We start from the raw sequence: 16,555 nt of genomic DNA, 5'->3' as shown, positions 1-16,555 counted from the left end.
CTAACCAAGGGTTGCTGGATGCTGGGGAGGTGACTCGGGGTCCGGGAGGGGTGTGCGGGCTATGGGGGGAAGGCGCAGTGACGCCAGTCCGGTGGTGACCGCGATGAGCAACGCCGTGGCGATGACGAGCCAGTACTTATGCCATCGCCACCACACGAGGGGCAGGCCGATCGACGGGACGCACACACGGGCGAGGCCCAGGAGCGACGACCGGGGCACCGGGGTGGAGTCGGTGTGGTGGTTGGCGTCCCCATGGGTGATGATTTTTCCGTCGGTCATGACCTTGTGGATGCGATGGACCACGAGGCGGGAGGGACGGGCGGGGTCCCGGAAGAGGACGACCTGTCCGCGCTTGAGCGTGCGACCGTGCACCGGCTGGTACAGGACGACGTCCCCGGGCGGCAGCCGGGGACGCATCGACCCGCCCACGACGAGGGTCGACTGCCAGTGCAGCACGAGGGGGGGCAGGTGCGCCCAGAGGAGCAGCCCGGCCGCAGCGACCAGCGCCACGCGTGCGGAGGTCAGCGTCAGGAGCCTGATCCACTGCCGGGCGGTGTTGGTCTGCGGGGGCGGGCCGGCTGCGGCCCGCCCGGAGAGGAGCGTCATCTACGCAGATTGTGCTTCCCAGATGAAGGCGACGTTGGGCGTGGTGCCGCCCTGAGTGCTTGCCGGTGCCGCGGCGTTGAAGGTCCAGCGGATGCGGTAGGTGATGATCCGCGCCGGTGGGCTCGCGGCCAGCGCCCAGGGACCGACACCTGTGGCGTAGTTGGTGCGCGTGTTCACGAAATTGTGCAGGGTGCCGGTGTAGTCCACGGCCCCGCTGGGGACGAAGCCGGTGCAGCTGGCGAAGGATCCGCCGGTGCCGTCCTCGATGGTGATGTCGATGAAGTCGTCGATGTCGTTGGACGGCAGGGCTGTGTCCTGACCGTAGAGCTTGACGCTGACGGGGACGGATGCATTCGATGTGATCGCAATGCAGCGTTCCCCCGAGTCGCCGGGGATCATGTTGGTGACCGTGAACATCGGGATGCCGCCGCTGTCATTGCTCAGGTTCACGGATCCGGCGGTCCAGGTGTTTCCGGCGTTGCTCGTCACGCCGGCGAAAGCGGCATCCGACGCGCGCCAGACCAGCGCACCGCTGAGCACCAGACCGAGCGGTACCGGAAGGGCATAGGCCACCATTCTGGTCCAGGGAAGCCGTGCCATGTTGATTTTCCATCGTGCCATGCCCGATCCCTTTCCCGATTTCCCGTGACGCCAGTCGAGCCGAACGAGTGAAAACGGTGACCGTGCCTTTCCCTATCCAACAGCCAGCCCGCTCGACGAGCTCGGTCCCGTTACGAGCAGCCTGCTGAAACCGGGCAGCTGAGTCGGCGTACTCCGGTTGGTCTTGTCGCCCAGGCCGAGCTGACCGACGCCGTTGCCCCCCCCAGCACCACGCGGTGCTCCCGCTGCGGGTACCGCAGGTGTGCACGGAGCCCCCGGTGACGGACGCCCAGGTGGTGACGGTGCCGACCTGCACCGGGCTCGTCCGGTTCACCGTGTTCCCGAGCCCCAACTGACCGGAACCGTTGTTCCCCCAGCACCACAGCGTCCCGTCCAGCCGGACGGCACAGGTGTGCTGTCCTCCGGCGGTGACGGACGCCCAGGTGGTGACGGTGCCGACCTGCACCGGACTCGTCCGGTTCACCATGTCACCCAGCCCCAACTGACCGGAGCCGTTGTTGCCCCAGCACCACAGCGTGCCGCCGGTGCGCACGGCGCAGGTGTGCGCGGAGCCTCCCGCGACTGACGCCCCCCAGGTGGTGACGGTGCCGACCTGCACCGGGCTGGTCCGGTTGGTCGTATCGCCCAGCCCCAGCCGACCGGAGCCGTTGTTCCCCCAACACCACAGTGTCCTGTCGAAGCGGGTGGCGCAGGTGTGGTCGGAGCCTGTGGCCAGCACCTTCCAGGTCGTCGCAGTGCCGACCTGGACGGGGCTGGTCCGGTTGGTCGTATCGCCCAGCCCCAACTGACCGGAGCCGTTGTTCCCCCAGCACCACAGCGTGTGCGTGGCGCGTGTGGCACAGGTGAAACTCTGCCCGGCAGCGAGGTCCAACCATGTGGTGGCCGTGCCGGCCTGGGTGAAGGTGGTTTGCCCCGTGTTGTTGCCGAGGCCGAGCTGCCCGGAGCCGTTGGCTCCCGAACACCACAGGGTGCCGGTGGTCCGGCGCGCGCAGGTGTGCTGCGAGCCTGCCGCCATGCGGGTCCAGTCCACAGCCGTGCCGGCCTGCCCGGGAAAATCTTGGTCGCTCTTGTTCCCCAGGCCGAGCTGCCCGTCACTGTTCTCGCCCCACCCGAACAATCTGCCGACCGCGAAATTCGTAGCCGCCGCCCAACTCGCCGTCACCGAAGTGGTCTTCGAAAAGGCGGCGAATGCCACAGGAATAGCCAAGAGTCCTGCCACCGCCGCCACAAGGACCAGCCAACTGCGCCGCACCGTCAAACGGCGCCTGTGCCGGACTGGGGAATTCAGAATTTCGATGCCGTCACGTACTCCGCGGTCCAAAGACGTTTCCACGTCGCATATATCGGCACTGCGTTTCGCAGCTTGAGCCGATCAAGCTGCGACGCACACCTCACTCGGCTCCCAAGGGGCCAGTGGGATAGGCGGGTTATCGGCAGCCTGTTCCGGACTCTGCTTACCTTCCGGCCGGAGGGCCGCCCGTGGAGCCACAGTTGGATCAGCGCGCGGCAATCAACTGGTCAACCGCCTTGCGGATCGAGTCCTCGCGCTTGCAGAAGGAAAAACGGACCAGCCAGGCCGGGTCATCGGTGCCCACGTAGAAGGCCGAGGTAGGGATCGCGACCACCCCCGCGCGCTCCGGCAAGTCCCGGCAGAACTGCACGCCGTCCGAGTACCCCCACGGCCGCACATCCGCCTGCACGAAGTACCCGGCGTCCGCACGGAAGGGCCGAAGTCCGGCTTCCGCCAGGCCGGCGCTCAGCAGGTCCCGATTCCCGCGCAGGGTGTCCCGCAACTCCCCCGCCCACTGCTCCACCGAGCCGAGCGCCCGCGCCAGCGCTTCCTGATACGGAGTGCCCGAGGCGTACGTCAGGAACTGCTTGGCCGCACCCACCGCCGACACGAGCGGCGCGGGCCCGCAGACCCAACCGACCTTCCAGCCCGTTGCGTTGAAGGTCTTGCCCGCCGAGGAGATGACCACCGTCCGCTCGCGCATTTCCGGCAGGGCCGCGATGGGGAGATGACGCGCGCCGTCGTTGTAGACGAGGTGCTCGTAGACCTCATCCGTGATCACCGTCAGTGAGTGCTCGCGGCACACATCGGCGATGGTTTCCAACTCTTCGGCCTTGAAGACCATGCCTGTCGGGTTGTGCGGAGTGTTCAGGATCAGCACCCGGGTGCGCGGGGAAACGGCCGCACGCAGCGCGTCCGCGTCGAGAGCGAAACCGGCACCGTCGAGGACCAGGGGAACGGCGACCAACCGGGCCCCGGCAAGCCGCGCATCCGCCGCGTACGCGTCATAGCAGGGGTCGAAGGCAATGACCTCGTCACCTGGGTCGCAGAGCGCCAGCAGGGCCGCAGCGAGTGCTTCCGTCGCGCCCGTGGTGACCAGCACCTCACCCTGAGGCTGGTAGTCGAGGCCGTACCGCCGCAGCTGATGCGCGGCGACAGCCTCGCGCAGCGCCGGGAACCCATGAGCCGGCGGGTACTGGTTGCTGCCCGCGAGCACAGCATCCGCCACGTCCTTGAGCAGCGAGGGCGGACTGGCCAGCTCCGGCACCCCTTGCCCGAGGTTCACGGCCCCGGTCCTCCTCGCCAGCTCCGTCATCTCCGTGAAGATCGACGTGCCCATGCCCCGCACCCTCGCCGCAGGACTCCAGCCTGCTGAGCCCACTACGCCGCGCGCGTCAGCCGTCCCCGCCGTATTCATGCGATCCCGCTTTCCCGAGTCCACCAACCAGGAGATTCGGCCCTCACGATAGGCGTGCACGGGGGAGACCGGTCCATTCAGTGGGCAAGGCCGAGCCATCACCCGGCCCTCAGCCCGCCGTTCGTCCGATTCGCATTCTGCAAGCGCGAGTCGGTGCTCCAGGAGGCCGTGACCCGGCCGAAAGGGCTCATTAACGGCTGAACCGCCCGCTGTCACGAGTGACACGCACACCTTCAGCCGACCGGGTAAGAACCAGCACCATCTGCTGCACAGCGCTCGCGCGTGCGCCTTGGGCGGCACAAGGTCGGGTTGACCGACCCCCTGTGCGCGCCCGGAGGTGCACCCTGTCCGCCGACACTTTCGACAGCGCAGCGGCGGCGGCTGCCAGGCCCGCTCCCCGCTGGCGCACCGCGCTGCTGAGGGCAGCCCCCGCGCTGGGGCTGTTCGCGGCGGCGCGGCTGGCCGGGCTGCTGGTGATGGCGGGCTGGGCCTGGCACATCGGGCGCTCGCCCCGGATGCTCGTGGCCCGTGCCTGGGACTCCGACTGGTACATGCTGATCGCCGAGCACGGCTACGGCCGCGTCCTGCGCTGGCCGGACGGCTCGGTCCAGAGCGATCTGGCATTCTTCCCGCTCTACCCGGGGCTGCTGCGCGCGGTGACAACCCTGCTGCCGGTGACCAGCGGCACTGCCGGGCTGCTGCTCTCCTGGTCCGCGGCCGCGGCGGCCGCCTGGGGCATCTACGCGGTCGTCGAGCGGCTGAGCGGGCGGCGCATCGCGACCGCGGTGGTCCTGCTCTGGGGCCTGTTGCCGCACTCGATCGTGCTCTCCATGGCGTACACGGAGCCGGTGCTCACCGCGTTCGCCGCCTGGTCGCTGTACGCGCTGCTCACCCGCCGCTGGGTGTGGGCGGGCATGCTGGCGACGCTCGCCGGGCTCTCCCGGCCCAACGGGATCGCGGTGGCCGCGGCGGTGCTCGCGGTGGCGGCGTACGAGGTGTCCAAGGCGTACCGGCGGGGCGAGCGCCCGGGGTGGCGGATCTGGACGGGCGCGGCCGTGGCCCCGCTCGGCTGGTGCGGCTATGTGCTCTTCGTCGGCTTCCGCAAGGGCGACCCGCTGGACGGGTACTTCGCCGTGCAGCGTGGCTGGAACTCGCGCTTCGACTTCGGGATCGGAGCGCTGAAGGTGGTGCGCGACATCGTGCTGCGCCCGGCGATGTTCCCACCCGTGGTGGCGCTGCTGATCGTCGCGGCGGCTGTGGTCCTGTTCGTGCTGTTCGCGCTGGAGCGGCCGCCGTTGGCGGTGTTCGTCTACACCATCGTGCTGGTGCTGATCACGGTCGGCGGCTCCGGCTTCTTCGAGTCCAAGCCGCGCTTTCTGCTGCCGGCCTTTCCGCTGCTGCTGCCGGTGGCCCGCGTCATGACGAAAGCCCGGCCGAGTGCGGCGGTCGTGGTGACCGTCGCGCTGGCCGGGCTGTCGTTCGCCTACGGGACGTATCTGGTGACACTGTCCCCGCTGGCGCCGTAGCCGGTGCTGCCGGGGGGCCGCTCAGGCCTCGTCGTCGGCGGGCTTCTCGTCGGCGGACTGCTCGTCCGCCGGCTCCAGGCCGAGCTGCTCCACGAGCCACTTGTCGAACTCGATCGAGGCCCGGACCCAGCTGACCGTCGACGACACGAAGTGCTCCAGGCTGACGCCCATGCCGATCAGCATCTGCGTCTCGCCGATGAGGCGGACCGTGCTGGGTGCGTCCTCGTCCTCGTCGTGGATGTGCGTGTAGACCTTCGGCCACAGGGTGCGGCGGTTCCAGTCGTCGATCGCGTCGAGGAGCTTGGGCTTCTCCTCAAGGGCGTGCGGACGGTCGTAGAAGGTCCGCACCGAGAAGACCTGCTGGTCCTCCTCGCCGCGGAACATGAAGTACGTGCGGAATTCCTCCCACGGCGCGGCGAGGTCGCCCTCGTCGTCGACGACGTACTTGAGCTCCATCTGATCGAGGAGCTGCTTGACCAGGTCCTGATCGGGAACGACGGGGCCCGCCGGTCCTGCGGCCTGCGGCTGGGGCTGGCCCCCGAAATTAGGAATCGAGGACGGATCGATGGTCACCGTGTATTTCCCTTCGTACGGTTCCCGCCATCCTCTCCCATGTCCGGCGGGGCATGGCAACCCCCGACTCACCCGATCCGCTGCAGGCTGACATTTCCGGCCGGAGCCTTTCGCCTCGGCACGACGGACCCCGCACCGCGTCAGCCCGCCTTGCCCACGATCAGGCCGTCCTCGAAACGGTCCACCCGTACCGTGTCGCCGTCCGCGACCTCGCCCGCGAGGATCTCCTTCGCGAGGCGGTCGCCGATCGCCGTCTGCACCAGACGGCGCAGCGGGCGCGCCCCGTACGCCGGGTCGTTGCCCTCGTCGGCCAGCCACTCCAGCGCCGCCGGGGTCACCTCCAGCGAGAGCCTGCGCTCGGCGAGGCGCTGCGCGAGGCGGTCGATCTGGAGCTTCGCGATGTGCGCGAGCTCGTCGCGGGACAGTGCCGAGAAGACCACCAGATCGTCCAGCCGGTTCAGGAACTCCGGCTTGAAGGTCGCCCGGACCACCTCCAGGACCTGCTCCCGCTTCTCCTCCTCCGAGGTGAGCGGCTCGACCAGATACTGGCTGCCGAGGTTCGACGTCAGGACCAGGATCGTGTTGCGGAAATCCACCGTCCGGCCCTGCCCGTCCGTCAGCCGGCCGTCGTCGAGGACCTGGAGCAGGATGTCGAAGACCTCGGGATGCGCCTTCTCCACCTCGTCGAGCAGCACGACGGAGTACGGACGCCGCCGCACGGCCTCGGTGAGCTGGCCGCCCTCCTCGTAGCCGACGTACCCGGGAGGAGCGCCGACCAGCCGGGCCACTGAGTGCTTCTCCCCGTACTCGCTCATGTCGATGCGGACCATGGCCCGCTCGTCGTCGAAGAGGAAGTCGGCGAGGGCCTTCGCCAGCTCGGTCTTGCCGACACCGGTCGGGCCGAGGAAGAGGAACGAGCCGGTCGGCCGGTCGGGGTCGGCGATCCCGGCCCGGGTGCGCCGGACCGCGTCGGACACCGCCCGCACCGCCTCGGTCTGGCCGATCAGCCGCCTGCCCAGCTCCTGCTCCATGCGCAGCAGCTTCTGCGTCTCGCCCTCGAGCAGCCGCCCGGCCGGGATCCCGGTCCAGGAGCCGACCACGTCCGCGATGTCGTCCGGGCCGACCTCCTCCTTGACCATGGTGTCCTTGGCCGCTTCCTTCTCGGCCTCCGCCGCCTCCTCCAACTCCCGTTCCAGGCCCGGGATCTCCCCGTACAGCAGCTTGGACGCGGTGTCGAAGTCGCCGTCGCGCTGGGCCCGCTCGGCCTGGCCGCGCAGTTCGTCGAGCTTCTCCTTCAGCGCACCGACGCGGTTGAGGCCCTCCTTCTCCTTCTCCCAGCGCGCGGTGAGGCCGCGCAGCTCCTCCTCCTTGTCGGCGAGGTCGCGGCGCAGCTTCTCCAGGCGCTGCATGGAGCCCGGGTCGGTCTCGTTCTTGAGGGCGAGCTCCTCCATCTTCAACCGGTCGACGGAGCGCTGGAGTTCATCGATCTCGACAGGCGACGAGTCGATCTCCATACGGAGCCGGGAGGCGGCTTCGTCGACGAGGTCGATGGCCTTGTCGGGCAGGAAGCGCGAGGTGATGTACCGGTCCGAGAGCGTCGCGGCGGCGACCAGAGCCGAGTCCGCGATCTGCACCTTGTGGTGTGCCTCGTACCGGCCCTTGAGCCCGCGCAGGATCGCGATCGTGTCCTCCACGGACGGCTCGGCGACCATCACCTGCTGGAACCGCCGCTCCAGCGCGGGGTCCTTCTCGATCCGCTCGCGGTACTCGTCGAGCGTCGTCGCGCCGACCATGCGCAGCTCGCCGCGCGCCAGCATCGGCTTCAGCATGTTGCCCGCGTCCATGGACGAGTCGCCGCCCGCGCCGGCGCCCACGACGGTGTGCAGCTCGTCGATGAAGGTGATGATCTGGCCGTCGCTCGCCTTGATCTCGGAGAGGACGGTCTTCAGCCGCTCCTCGAACTCACCGCGGTACTTCGCGCCCGCGACCATCGCGCTGAGGTCGAGCGAGACCAGCCGCTTGTTCCTCAGCGACTCGGGCACGTCGCCCTTCACGATCCGCTGGGCGAGGCCCTCGACGACCGCGGTCTTCCCGACGCCGGGCTCACCGATGAGGACGGGGTTGTTCTTCGTACGCCGCGACAGCACCTGCACCACGCGGCGGATCTCCTGGTCCCGGCCGATGACCGGGTCGAGCTTGCCCTCGCGGGCCGCGGCGGTGAAGTCCGTACCGAACTTCTCCAGCGCCTTGTACTGCCCCTCAGGGTCGGGGGTGGTCACCCGGCGCCCTCCCCTTACCGTCTCGAACGCGGCCAGCAGCTTCTTCGCCGTGGCCCCCTGCTGGTCCAGCACCTCCCCGGTCTGCCCGCCCTTGGCGGCGATTCCGATGAGGAGATGCTCGGTGGAGATGTAGTCGTCCCCGAGCTCCTTGGCCCGCTGCGCGGCGTCGGCGATGACGGCGAGCAGCTCGCGGTTGGGCTGCGGCGGCGCGACGGTGGACCCGGTGACGCTGGGCTGCGCGGCCAGCAGCCGCTCCGCCCCGGACCGGACGGCGGCCTGGTCGGCCTCGACCGCGGCCAGCAGATCGGTGATGTTCTCGTTGTCCTGGCCCGCGAGCAGCGCGAGCAGCAGATGCGTGGGGGTCAGATCGGGATGCCCCTCGGACACGGCCCGGGTGGTGGCGGCGTTGATCGCATCCCGGCTCTTGTTGGTCAGCTCGGCGTCCACTGCGGCCTCTCCTCCTCGCTGTAGGGACTCTTCCCTCAACACTGACTCATTCAACCTGCACTAAGTTGAGTCTACTTCACTCAAGTATGGAGCAGGCAGGACATGCCGACGCGAACCATTGCCGCCACTACCCTGCTGAGCATGGCCATCGACGTACGCAACCCCGGTCCCGAGTACCTCGCGTTCTGGCGTGAATACCATCTGTGCACGCTCACGACACAGCGTCCGGACGGCAGCCCGCACGTCGTGCCGGTGGGCGTGACGTACGACCCCGAGGCCGGGCTCGCCCGCATCATCACCAACAAGAGCAGCAGGAAGGTGGCCAACATCCTGGCCGCGGACCGGCAGGGCGGGGCGCGCGTGGCCGTCTGTCAGGTCCACAGGGGGCGCTGGGCGACGCTGGAGGGGCGGGCGACCGTACGCACGGAGCCGGAGCTCATCGAGGACGCGGTACGGCGCTACGCGGAGCGCTACGAGCGGATGCCGGCACCCAACCCGGACCGGGTGCTCATCGAAATCGCCCTGGACCGGGCGCTGGGGCGCGGCTGACGGACGCGACCGAGGGACGCGCCTGAGGGACGCGGCTGCCGCCGGCCGTCCCGCTTCCGCACGGGAGAAGCCCCGTACGGGAAAAGCACAGCGGCGCCATCGTGTTTCAGGTCCACGATGGCGCCGCTGTGTGGGGGAAGCACCTGAGCGATTTAAAACGACGGGGGAACCGCTCAGGCACTGCGGGGGGTGGCGGTGGTGGTGTCGGGCTCGACCAGCTGGTGATCCCGCTGGTCAAGATTGACGAAAATCATGCCGTACCGGATGGCACAGCGGACGGGCTGCGGAGCTCCACGGGGCCTGCGAAGGCACCGATACGCGCGGACGTCCTCATCCTCCTCGCGCGCCACGACGATCGGCTCCCCGAAGAGGGTGACCATCAACGAGTCGCCACGGTGGGGGATTGCCGTGACGAGGTCGATGAAATGCCACCCCGATCGGTAGGCCGTAGCCATTTCACGCCGGAAGACCCGGTCGTCCGGTGGAACGGTCATGCGTCCGTGCGGGCCGGAGCGACACCCCAGGAAGGCTCACCAGGAGTACCCGCGGCATCCGCCGGTGCTACACCCCAGGAAGGCTCACCAGGAGTACCCGCGGCATCCGCCGGTGCTACACCCCAGGAAGGCTCACCAGGGGTAAGCGCCGCGTTTGCTGCGACGAAACCCCAGGAGGGCTCACCGGGCGTTGCTGCCACAGCGTCCGCGGGAACGAAACCCCACGAAGGTTCGCCGGGGGTTGCCGTCACAGCGCCGGCGGGAGAGCTACCCCAGGAGGGCTCGCCGGAAGCCACCGCACCGAGCGCGGCCGCCGCTATGGCAAGAGCACAAAGAGCACGAAGCGTCCTAGACATGGGTGATCTCCACCTCTTTTGATCATTCCTCCTCCCCCGCGCATAAGACGATGTCTCACTCCGAACGCTTGCACCAGCGACGGCAGGCATCATGTTCCTGTAATGCAGGAGCCTGAGGGGGTGCACATGTCATCGAAGGGGGGCGAAACGGGACACCCTCACGCAGACGGCGAGCTGTGCGAGGCGGGGAAGAATCTGTACATCACCGCTCTGCGGACCGGGCGAATAGCCCGGTCAGAGGCGGAGCCCACACCCTGTCTCTTCGATCTCGCCCTACTGCATCCGGATCCCGACGACGCTCAATGGCTCCGTCCGGTTCCGCCGACCACTGCGCTGACACAGCTGATACACCCCATCGAGCGGGAGATCCAAGAGCGCCGACGTCGAACTGTCGCTCTGACCGATGCTCTTGAGCCATTCATGGCGTTCAGTGCTCAGAACTCCACCGTCCCACAAGGGATCACCGTCCTCGAGGGTCTCAACCGCATCAACACAACCCTTGACCAGGTCACCGCAGACTGTTCGGAGGAGCTTCTCACGGTGCAGCCCGGCAGCGGGCGACAGCCGCACATCCTCGAGAAGGCGCTGCGCCGCGTGGAGCCGCTGATCGACCGCGGCGTACGGATGCGGACGCTCTACCAGCACACGGCCCGCCACCACCCGGCCACCCTCGCCTACATGGAGCAGGTCGGCCCGTCCGGCGTGGAGGTGCGCACGCTCGAGGAGATCATCGACCGGCTGATCATTGTCGACCGGAAAGTGGCGTTCATACCGGCAAGTAGCGACAGGCTCTCGGCACTTGAGCTACGGCACAAGGGAATCGTCGAGTATCTCGTCGGCGTCTTCGAGCAGTTCTGGCTGCACGGCATCCCGTGGGAGGAGCAAGTCTCCTACGGCCCCCCGCTGGACGGCATCACAGGCGTCCAGCGCTCGATCGCCAAGCTGCTGGTCGAGGGCCATGTGGACGAGGCCATCGCCCGGCGGCTCGGCATGAACGTCCGTACCTGCCGTGCCCATATCGCCAAGCTGGGCTCCTCGCTGGGCAGCGGCAGCCGGACCCAACTCGGCTATCTCATCGCGCAGTCGGGGATCCTGGAGCACGAAGGCTGAGGCCCACGGCGGGGCGGCCGGCGAGAACGGCGGGATCCGTATGCCGCGGGGGACCTAGGAGAACATGAGAAGGGGACGTAAGAAGCTGGCGTCCCCACCCATGTTTCACACGGCTGAGGGGCCGGAGAGCGACTCGCCCTCCGGCCCCTCAGCCGTACAACTCCGGTCCTACTCGGGACGCTTGGGCCGCCAGACCACCAACGCGCTCGCCTGCTGCACATCCTGGTACGGCACCAGATCGCGCCGGTAGGAGGCATGCACCTGCGCCTCGCGCTGCTGCATCGCCGCCGCCGCGCCGTCCACGGCCGCCGACAGCTCGACAATCCGCTGCTGGAGCGCAGCGACCTGGTTCTCCAGTTCGATGATGCGCTTGATTCCGGCCAGGTTGATGCCCTCGTCCTGGGACAACTGCTGGACGGTGCGAAGCAGTTCGATATCGCGGGCGGAGTATCGCCGACCCCGGCCCGGCGTACGGTCCGGTGAGACCAGACCCAGCCGGTCGTACTGTCGCAGGGTCTGCGGATGCAGGCCCGAGAGCTGCGCGGCCACCGAGATCACGTACACCGGCGACTCGTCGGTCAGTTCGTAAGCCCTGCTGACAGCTGAGTACTGTCGGCGACGTCCGTCCATTGCGTCATGCTCCCTTCGCGGCCTGGAACAGCTCGGCCCGCGGGTCCTCCTCCGCGGTGGCTTCGCGGTAGGCCTCCAGCGCTTCCTTCGCCTTGTCGCTCAGCTCCTTGGGTACCGCGACCTCAACGGTGACCAACAGGTCGCCGCGGGTGCCGTCCTTGCGGACCGCACCCTTGCCGCGGGCCCGCATCGTACGGCCGTTGGGCGTCCCGGCGGGCAGTTTCAGCGTGACCGGGGGGCCGCCGAGGGTCGGTACCTTCACCTCGCCGCCGAGCGCCGCCTCCGTGTAGGTGACGGGCACGGTGATGGTGAGGTTGTCGCCCTTGCGGCCGAAGACGGAGTGGGCGCCGACATGCACGACGACGTACAGGTCGCCGGCCGGGCCGCCTCGTTCGCCCGGCGCGCCCTTGCCGCGCAGCCGGATCCGCTGGCCGTCGGAGACGCCCGCGGGGATACGGACCTGCATGGTGCGCGAGGAGCGGGCGCGCCCGCTGCCCTTGCAGACCTCGCAGGGGTCCTGCGCGATCAGGCCGCGGCCCTTGCAGTCCACGCACGGGTCGGTGAGCGAGAAGGAGCCGCTGCCGCCGCGCGAGACCTGGCCGGTGCCGACACAGGTCGGGCACACCCGAGGCGTACCGTTTCTGTCGCCGGTGCCCGAACACGCCTTGCACGCCGCCGAACTGGACATCCGCAGCGGGACCGTGGCCCCGTCGACCGCCTCGGTGAAGCTGAGCGTCACCTCGGACTCGATGTCCTGGCCACGGCGCGGCTGGGTACGCGTACCCGCGGCGCCGCCGGCGCCGCGGTTGAACAGGCCGCCGAACACATCGCCGAGACCGCCGCCGAAGCCTCCGGCGCCACCCTGCGTCCCGCCCTGGGCGCCTCCGAAGAGGTCGCCCAGGTCGAAGTTGAAGGTGCCGCCGGGGCCGCCGGGACCTGGCCTGAAGCCACCGTTGCCGAAGAGGGCGCGCGCCTCGTCGTACTCCTTGCGCCGCTTGGGGTCGCCGAGGATGTCGTTGGCCTCGGAGATCTCCTTGAAGCGCTCCTCGGCCTTGGCGTCGCCCTTGTTGGCGTCCGGGTGGAACTCGCGGGCGAGCTTCCGGTACGCCTTCTTGATCTCGGCCTCGGTGGCGTCCTTCGGGACGCCGAGAACCTTGTAGTAGTCCTTCTCGACGAAGTCCTTCGTGCTCATCGACGTCCCTCCTCTCGGCCTGTCATTGCGTCAGCCCTGTTCCGGGCCACCGCTCTCCTCGTCGGTTGCCGTCTCGTCCTTCGGAGCCGCGCCCGGCTGGGGCTCGGCCACCGCGACCCGCGCGGGGCGGATGGTCCGCTCGCCGATGCGATACCCCGGCTGCAGGACCGCGACGCACGTGGTCTCTGTGACATCCGGTGCGTACGAGTGCATCAGGGCTTCGTGGATCGTCGGGTCGAAGGGCTCGCCCTCCTTGCCGAACTGCTGCAGGCCCATCTTGGCGGCGGCCGTCTCAAGAGATTCGGCAACCGACTTGAACCCGCCCACCAGCTCTCCGTGATCACGGGCGCGGCCGATGTCGTCGAGTACGGGCAGGAGCTCGGTCAGGAGGGTCGCCGTGGCGATCTCCTTGACCGTGATCCTGTCGCGCTCCACGCGACGGCGGTAGTTCTGGTACTCGGCCTGGAGCCGCTGGAGGTCTGCCGTGCGCTCGTTGAGCGCCGTGCGGACCTGGTCCAGCTGTGCTGTCAGGCCGACGATCATTGCTGCGTCCCCTGCCGGGGCCGCCGGGCCCTCCTTCTCGGAGGACTCGGCGGATTCGGCGGCGTCGTCAGGTGTGGCGCCGGAGGGGACGTCGGGCTTCTCGTCGAAGCCCGGAGTCTCCTCCGTCACGCGGCACCACCCTTCGCGTCCTTCTCGTCGTCCACGATCTCGGCGTCGACGACATCGTCCTCAGCCTTGGCCTGCTCGCCGGCGGGGGCGTCGGCACCGGCAGCGGCACCGCCCTCGGGCGTGGCGTTGGCGTACATCGCCTGGCCGAGCTTCTGGCTGACCGCGGCGACCTTCTCGGTGGCGGTGCGGATCTCGGCCGTGTCCTCGCCCTTGAGCTTCTCCTTCAGCTCGGTGAGCGCGGTCTCGACCTCGGTCTTCACATCGCCGGGAACCTTGTCCTCGTTGTCCTTGAGGAACTTCTCGGTCTGGTAGACGAGCTGCTCGCCCTGGTTACGGCTCTCGGCGGCCTCGCGGCGACGGTGGTCCTCGTCCGCGTACTGCTCGGCCTCCTGGCGCATCCGGTCGACCTCGTCCTTCGGCAGCGAGGAGCCGCCGGTGACGGTCATCTTCTGCTCCTTGCCCGTGCCCAGGTCCTTCGCGGTCACGTGCATGATGCCGTTGGCGTCGATGTCGAAGGCGACCTCGATCTGCGGGACCCCGCGCGGGGCCGGCGGCAGACCGGTCAGCTCGAACATCCCGAGCTTCTTGTTGTACGCCGCGATCTCGCGCTCGCCCTGGTAGACCTGGATCTGCACGGACGGCTGGTTGTCCTCGGCCGTCGTGAAGATCTCGGACCGCTTGGTCGGGATCGTGGTGTTGCGCTCGATGAGCTTGGTCATGATGCCGCCCTTGGTCTCGATACCGAGGGACAGCGGGGTCACGTCGAGGAGCAGGACGTCCTTGACCTCACCCTTGAGGACACCGGCCTGGAGCGCGGCGCCGATGGCGACGACCTCGTCCGGGTTGACGCCCTTGTTGGCGTCCTGGCCGCCGGTGAGCTCCTTGACGAGCTCGGCGACGGCGGGCATCCGGGTCGAGCCGCCGACCAGGACCACGTGGTCGATCTCGGACAGCTGGATGCCGGCGTCCTTGATGACGTTGTGGAACGGGGTCTTGCAGCGCTCGAGCAGGTCCGCGGTGAGCTGCTGGAACTGAGCCCGGGTGAGCTTCTCGTCCAGGTGCAGCGGGCCCTCGGCGGAGGCCGTGATGTACGGCAGGTTGATGTTCGTCTCGGTCGAGGACGACAGCTCGATCTTCGCCTTCTCCGCGGCCTCGCGGAGACGCTGGAGAGCCATCTTGTCCTTGGACAGGTCGACGCCGTGACCGTTGGCGAACTGCTTCACCAGGTAGTCGACGACGCGCTGGTCCCAGTCGTCACCACCGAGGTGGTTGTCACCGTTGGTGGCCTTCACCTCGACGACGCCGTCGCCGATCTCCAGCAGCGAGACGTCGAAGGTGCCGCCACCGAGGTCGAAGACCAGAATCGTCTGGTCGTCCTTGTCGAGGCCGTAGGCCAGGGCTGCCGCCGTCGGCTCGTTGACGATACGCAGGACGTTCAGGCCCGCGATCTCACCGGCCTCCTTGGTCGCCTGACGCTCGGAGTCGTTGAAGTACGCCGGTACGGTGATGACCGCGTCGGTGACCTTCTCGCCGAGGTAGGACTCCGCGTCGCGCTTCAGCTTCTGCAGGATGAAGGCGCTCATCTGCTGCGGGTTGAAGTGCTTCCCGTCGAGCTCGATCTTCCAGTCGGTGCCCATGTGGCGCTTGACCGACCGGATGGTCCTGTCGACGTTGGTGACCGCCTGACGCTTCGCAACCTCGCCGACCAGCACCTCACCGTTCTTCGCGAAGGCGACGACGGACGGCGTGGTCCTGGCACCCTCGGCGTTGGTGATGACGGTGGGCTCTCCGCCCTCCAGAACGCTGACGACGGAGTTAGTCGTGCCCAGGTCGATGCCGACCGCACGTGCCATTTCGATTCCTCCAGCTGACTTGAGTGGATCTGGCTCAAGGATGCATGACCGGGTCGATCGAGTCAACAGACCTGAGTCGGCCCCACTCAACTTTTATCCGGCCCTTACGAGCACTCTCGCCGGCCCTTGCAGCCAAGTCCTGCGCCCACCCTGCTCCCAGGGGTCCGTGCGGGGGTCCGCGCGCGTGGCGGACCGGTTCACAAAGCGTCCATCTGCGAAAGTCATAGCCGCAAAATCGATCAATAACTGTCAATCGTGATGAAAGGCGTGTATCCATGCCTGCAAAGCGAGCCGTCGACCTGACGGGCAGTCTGATCCTGCTGCTGCTCCTGTCCCCGCTCCTGCTCGCGGTCGCCGCGGCGGTCGCGCTCACCTCTCCGGGACCCGTCCTGGCCCGCCAGAACCGGACCGGCCTCGGCGGTCGCACCTTTGCGATGCTGACGTTCCGCACACGGCGGGCCGGCACCCGCTGCAGCACACCCGTCGGACGGCCGCTGCGCGACCATTTCCTCGACGAACTGCCCCAGCTGATCAATGTGGTGCGCGGCGAGATGTCCCTCGTCGGCCCACGGCCGCTGCCACCGGAGAGGTCCGAGCCCGCCACCGGAGCGGGCCGCGCCCGTCTCGGCGTACGCCCCGGCATCACGGGCCTCTGGCAGATCAGCGGGCGCTCCGAACTCCCCTGGGAGGAGATGGCCGTGCTCGATCTGCACTACATGGAGGAGTATTGGCTGGGGCTGGACCTACTGATCCTGGCCCGGACCCTCCCGGCTGTCTTCGCCGGGCGCCCCCCGGTCCGTCCCCGCCGGGCCCGCCCGGTCAGGCTTGCCTGAGCGACACAGATCACCGCGTGCGCGGCTACAGTGCGGCGGAATAAGTGGGTAATCTCAGCACGGACTGAATAAGTTACCGCTTAGTAGAAGTCGCCGAATCCCACCC

General features: G+C 68.5%; 15 protein-coding genes and 1 pseudogene. 4 read left to right on the top strand and 12 right to left on the bottom strand.

What is annotated here, in order from left to right; genetic code table 11:
• The 5 genes and pseudogenes from ACFWDI_RS06920 to ACFWDI_RS06900 form a co-directional block, all read right to left on the bottom strand.
• A complete protein-coding gene (locus ACFWDI_RS06920) occupies positions 1-606 on the bottom strand; it encodes a signal peptidase I (protein WP_385301758.1) in 606 nt (201 codons plus the stop codon).
• Positions 607-1,056 (bottom strand): hypothetical protein, encoded by a 450-nt coding sequence (locus ACFWDI_RS06915; protein WP_385301757.1) that lies wholly within the window; start codon positions 1,054-1,056, stop codon positions 607-609.
• Positions 1,057-1,299: 243 nt separating this feature from the next.
• Complete coding sequence (locus ACFWDI_RS06910; RefSeq protein ID WP_385301952.1) at positions 1,300-1,401, bottom strand: hypothetical protein; 102 nt, start codon at positions 1,399-1,401, stop codon at positions 1,300-1,302.
• 73 nt (positions 1,402-1,474) lie between these two features.
• Positions 1,475-2,389: pseudogene (locus tag ACFWDI_RS06905) on the bottom strand (RCC1 domain-containing protein); the annotation flags it as partial.
• 334 nt (positions 2,390-2,723) lie between these two features.
• Entirely contained in the window at positions 2,724-3,857 is a 1,134-nt protein-coding gene (locus ACFWDI_RS06900; RefSeq protein WP_385301756.1) for an aminotransferase class I/II-fold pyridoxal phosphate-dependent enzyme, read from the bottom strand.
• A gap of 401 nt (positions 3,858-4,258) precedes the next feature.
• Here ACFWDI_RS06900 and ACFWDI_RS06895 point away from each other — a divergent pair, with 401 nt between their 5' ends.
• On the top strand, positions 4,259-5,461 hold the full coding sequence (locus tag ACFWDI_RS06895; protein WP_385301755.1) for a glycosyltransferase family 39 protein: 1,203 nt from the start codon (positions 4,259-4,261) through the stop codon (positions 5,459-5,461).
• A 21-nt stretch (positions 5,462-5,482) separates the two neighbouring features.
• Here the strand turns inward: ACFWDI_RS06895 and ACFWDI_RS06890 are convergent, their stop codons facing one another.
• Both ACFWDI_RS06890 and clpB read right to left on the bottom strand, forming a co-directional pair.
• Positions 5,483-6,034 carry a YbjN domain-containing protein gene (locus tag ACFWDI_RS06890; protein ID WP_362677781.1) on the bottom strand — a complete coding sequence of 184 codons (552 nt, stop codon included), beginning with the start codon at positions 6,032-6,034 and terminating at the stop codon, positions 5,483-5,485.
• Between the two features lie 140 nt (positions 6,035-6,174).
• Positions 6,175-8,760, bottom strand: coding sequence for an ATP-dependent chaperone ClpB (gene clpB, locus ACFWDI_RS06885; RefSeq protein WP_385301754.1), 2,586 nt, complete (start codon positions 8,758-8,760; stop codon positions 6,175-6,177).
• 141 nt (positions 8,761-8,901) lie between these two features.
• Here clpB and ACFWDI_RS06880 point away from each other — a divergent pair, with 141 nt between their 5' ends.
• Positions 8,902-9,309, top strand: coding sequence for a TIGR03618 family F420-dependent PPOX class oxidoreductase (locus tag ACFWDI_RS06880; protein WP_327325023.1), 408 nt, complete (start codon positions 8,902-8,904; stop codon positions 9,307-9,309).
• 173 nt (positions 9,310-9,482) lie between these two features.
• On the opposite strand, the gene ACFWDI_RS06875 is transcribed toward ACFWDI_RS06880, so the two are convergent.
• Complete coding sequence (locus ACFWDI_RS06875) at positions 9,483-9,803, bottom strand: (2Fe-2S)-binding protein (RefSeq protein WP_142214562.1); 321 nt, start codon at positions 9,801-9,803, stop codon at positions 9,483-9,485.
• Between the two features lie 482 nt (positions 9,804-10,285).
• Between ACFWDI_RS06875 and ACFWDI_RS06870 the strand changes: the two genes are divergently transcribed.
• Positions 10,286-11,269: a helix-turn-helix transcriptional regulator gene (locus ACFWDI_RS06870; RefSeq protein WP_362677775.1), complete on the top strand. Its 984-nt coding sequence runs from the start codon at positions 10,286-10,288 to the stop codon at positions 11,267-11,269.
• A gap of 168 nt (positions 11,270-11,437) precedes the next feature.
• Here the strand turns inward: ACFWDI_RS06870 and ACFWDI_RS06865 are convergent, their stop codons facing one another.
• The 4 genes from ACFWDI_RS06865 to dnaK are packed head-to-tail and all read right to left on the bottom strand — an operon-like array spanning position 11,438 to position 15,616.
• Positions 11,438-11,899 (bottom strand): heat shock protein transcriptional repressor HspR, encoded by a 462-nt coding sequence (locus ACFWDI_RS06865; RefSeq protein WP_327325020.1) that lies wholly within the window; start codon positions 11,897-11,899, stop codon positions 11,438-11,440.
• Positions 11,900-11,903: 4 nt separating this feature from the next.
• Positions 11,904-13,091, bottom strand: coding sequence for a molecular chaperone DnaJ (gene dnaJ / locus ACFWDI_RS06860; protein WP_385301753.1), 1,188 nt, complete (start codon positions 13,089-13,091; stop codon positions 11,904-11,906).
• A 30-nt stretch (positions 13,092-13,121) separates the two neighbouring features.
• The gene (gene grpE / locus ACFWDI_RS06855; RefSeq protein WP_385301752.1) at positions 13,122-13,763 is read right to left on the bottom strand and encodes a nucleotide exchange factor GrpE; all 642 of its coding nucleotides are present in this window, start codon (positions 13,761-13,763) and stop codon (positions 13,122-13,124) included.
• On the bottom strand, positions 13,760-15,616 hold the full coding sequence (gene dnaK / locus ACFWDI_RS06850) for a molecular chaperone DnaK (RefSeq protein ID WP_362677769.1): 1,857 nt from the start codon (positions 15,614-15,616) through the stop codon (positions 13,760-13,762). Before dnaK ends, grpE begins: the two co-directional genes overlap by 4 nt.
• A gap of 275 nt (positions 15,617-15,891) precedes the next feature.
• Here dnaK and ACFWDI_RS06845 point away from each other — a divergent pair, with 275 nt between their 5' ends.
• Positions 15,892-16,449, top strand: coding sequence for a sugar transferase (locus tag ACFWDI_RS06845; protein WP_385301751.1), 558 nt, complete (start codon positions 15,892-15,894; stop codon positions 16,447-16,449).
• Positions 16,450-16,555 lie beyond the last annotated feature (106 nt).

Source organism: Streptomyces sp. NPDC060064 (assembly GCF_042736455.1).
Classification (GTDB): Bacteria; Actinomycetota; Actinomycetes; order Streptomycetales; family Streptomycetaceae; genus Streptomyces.
The sequence above is the reverse complement of the archived record's forward strand: the minus strand, read 5'-3'. Positions and strand labels throughout refer to the sequence as shown.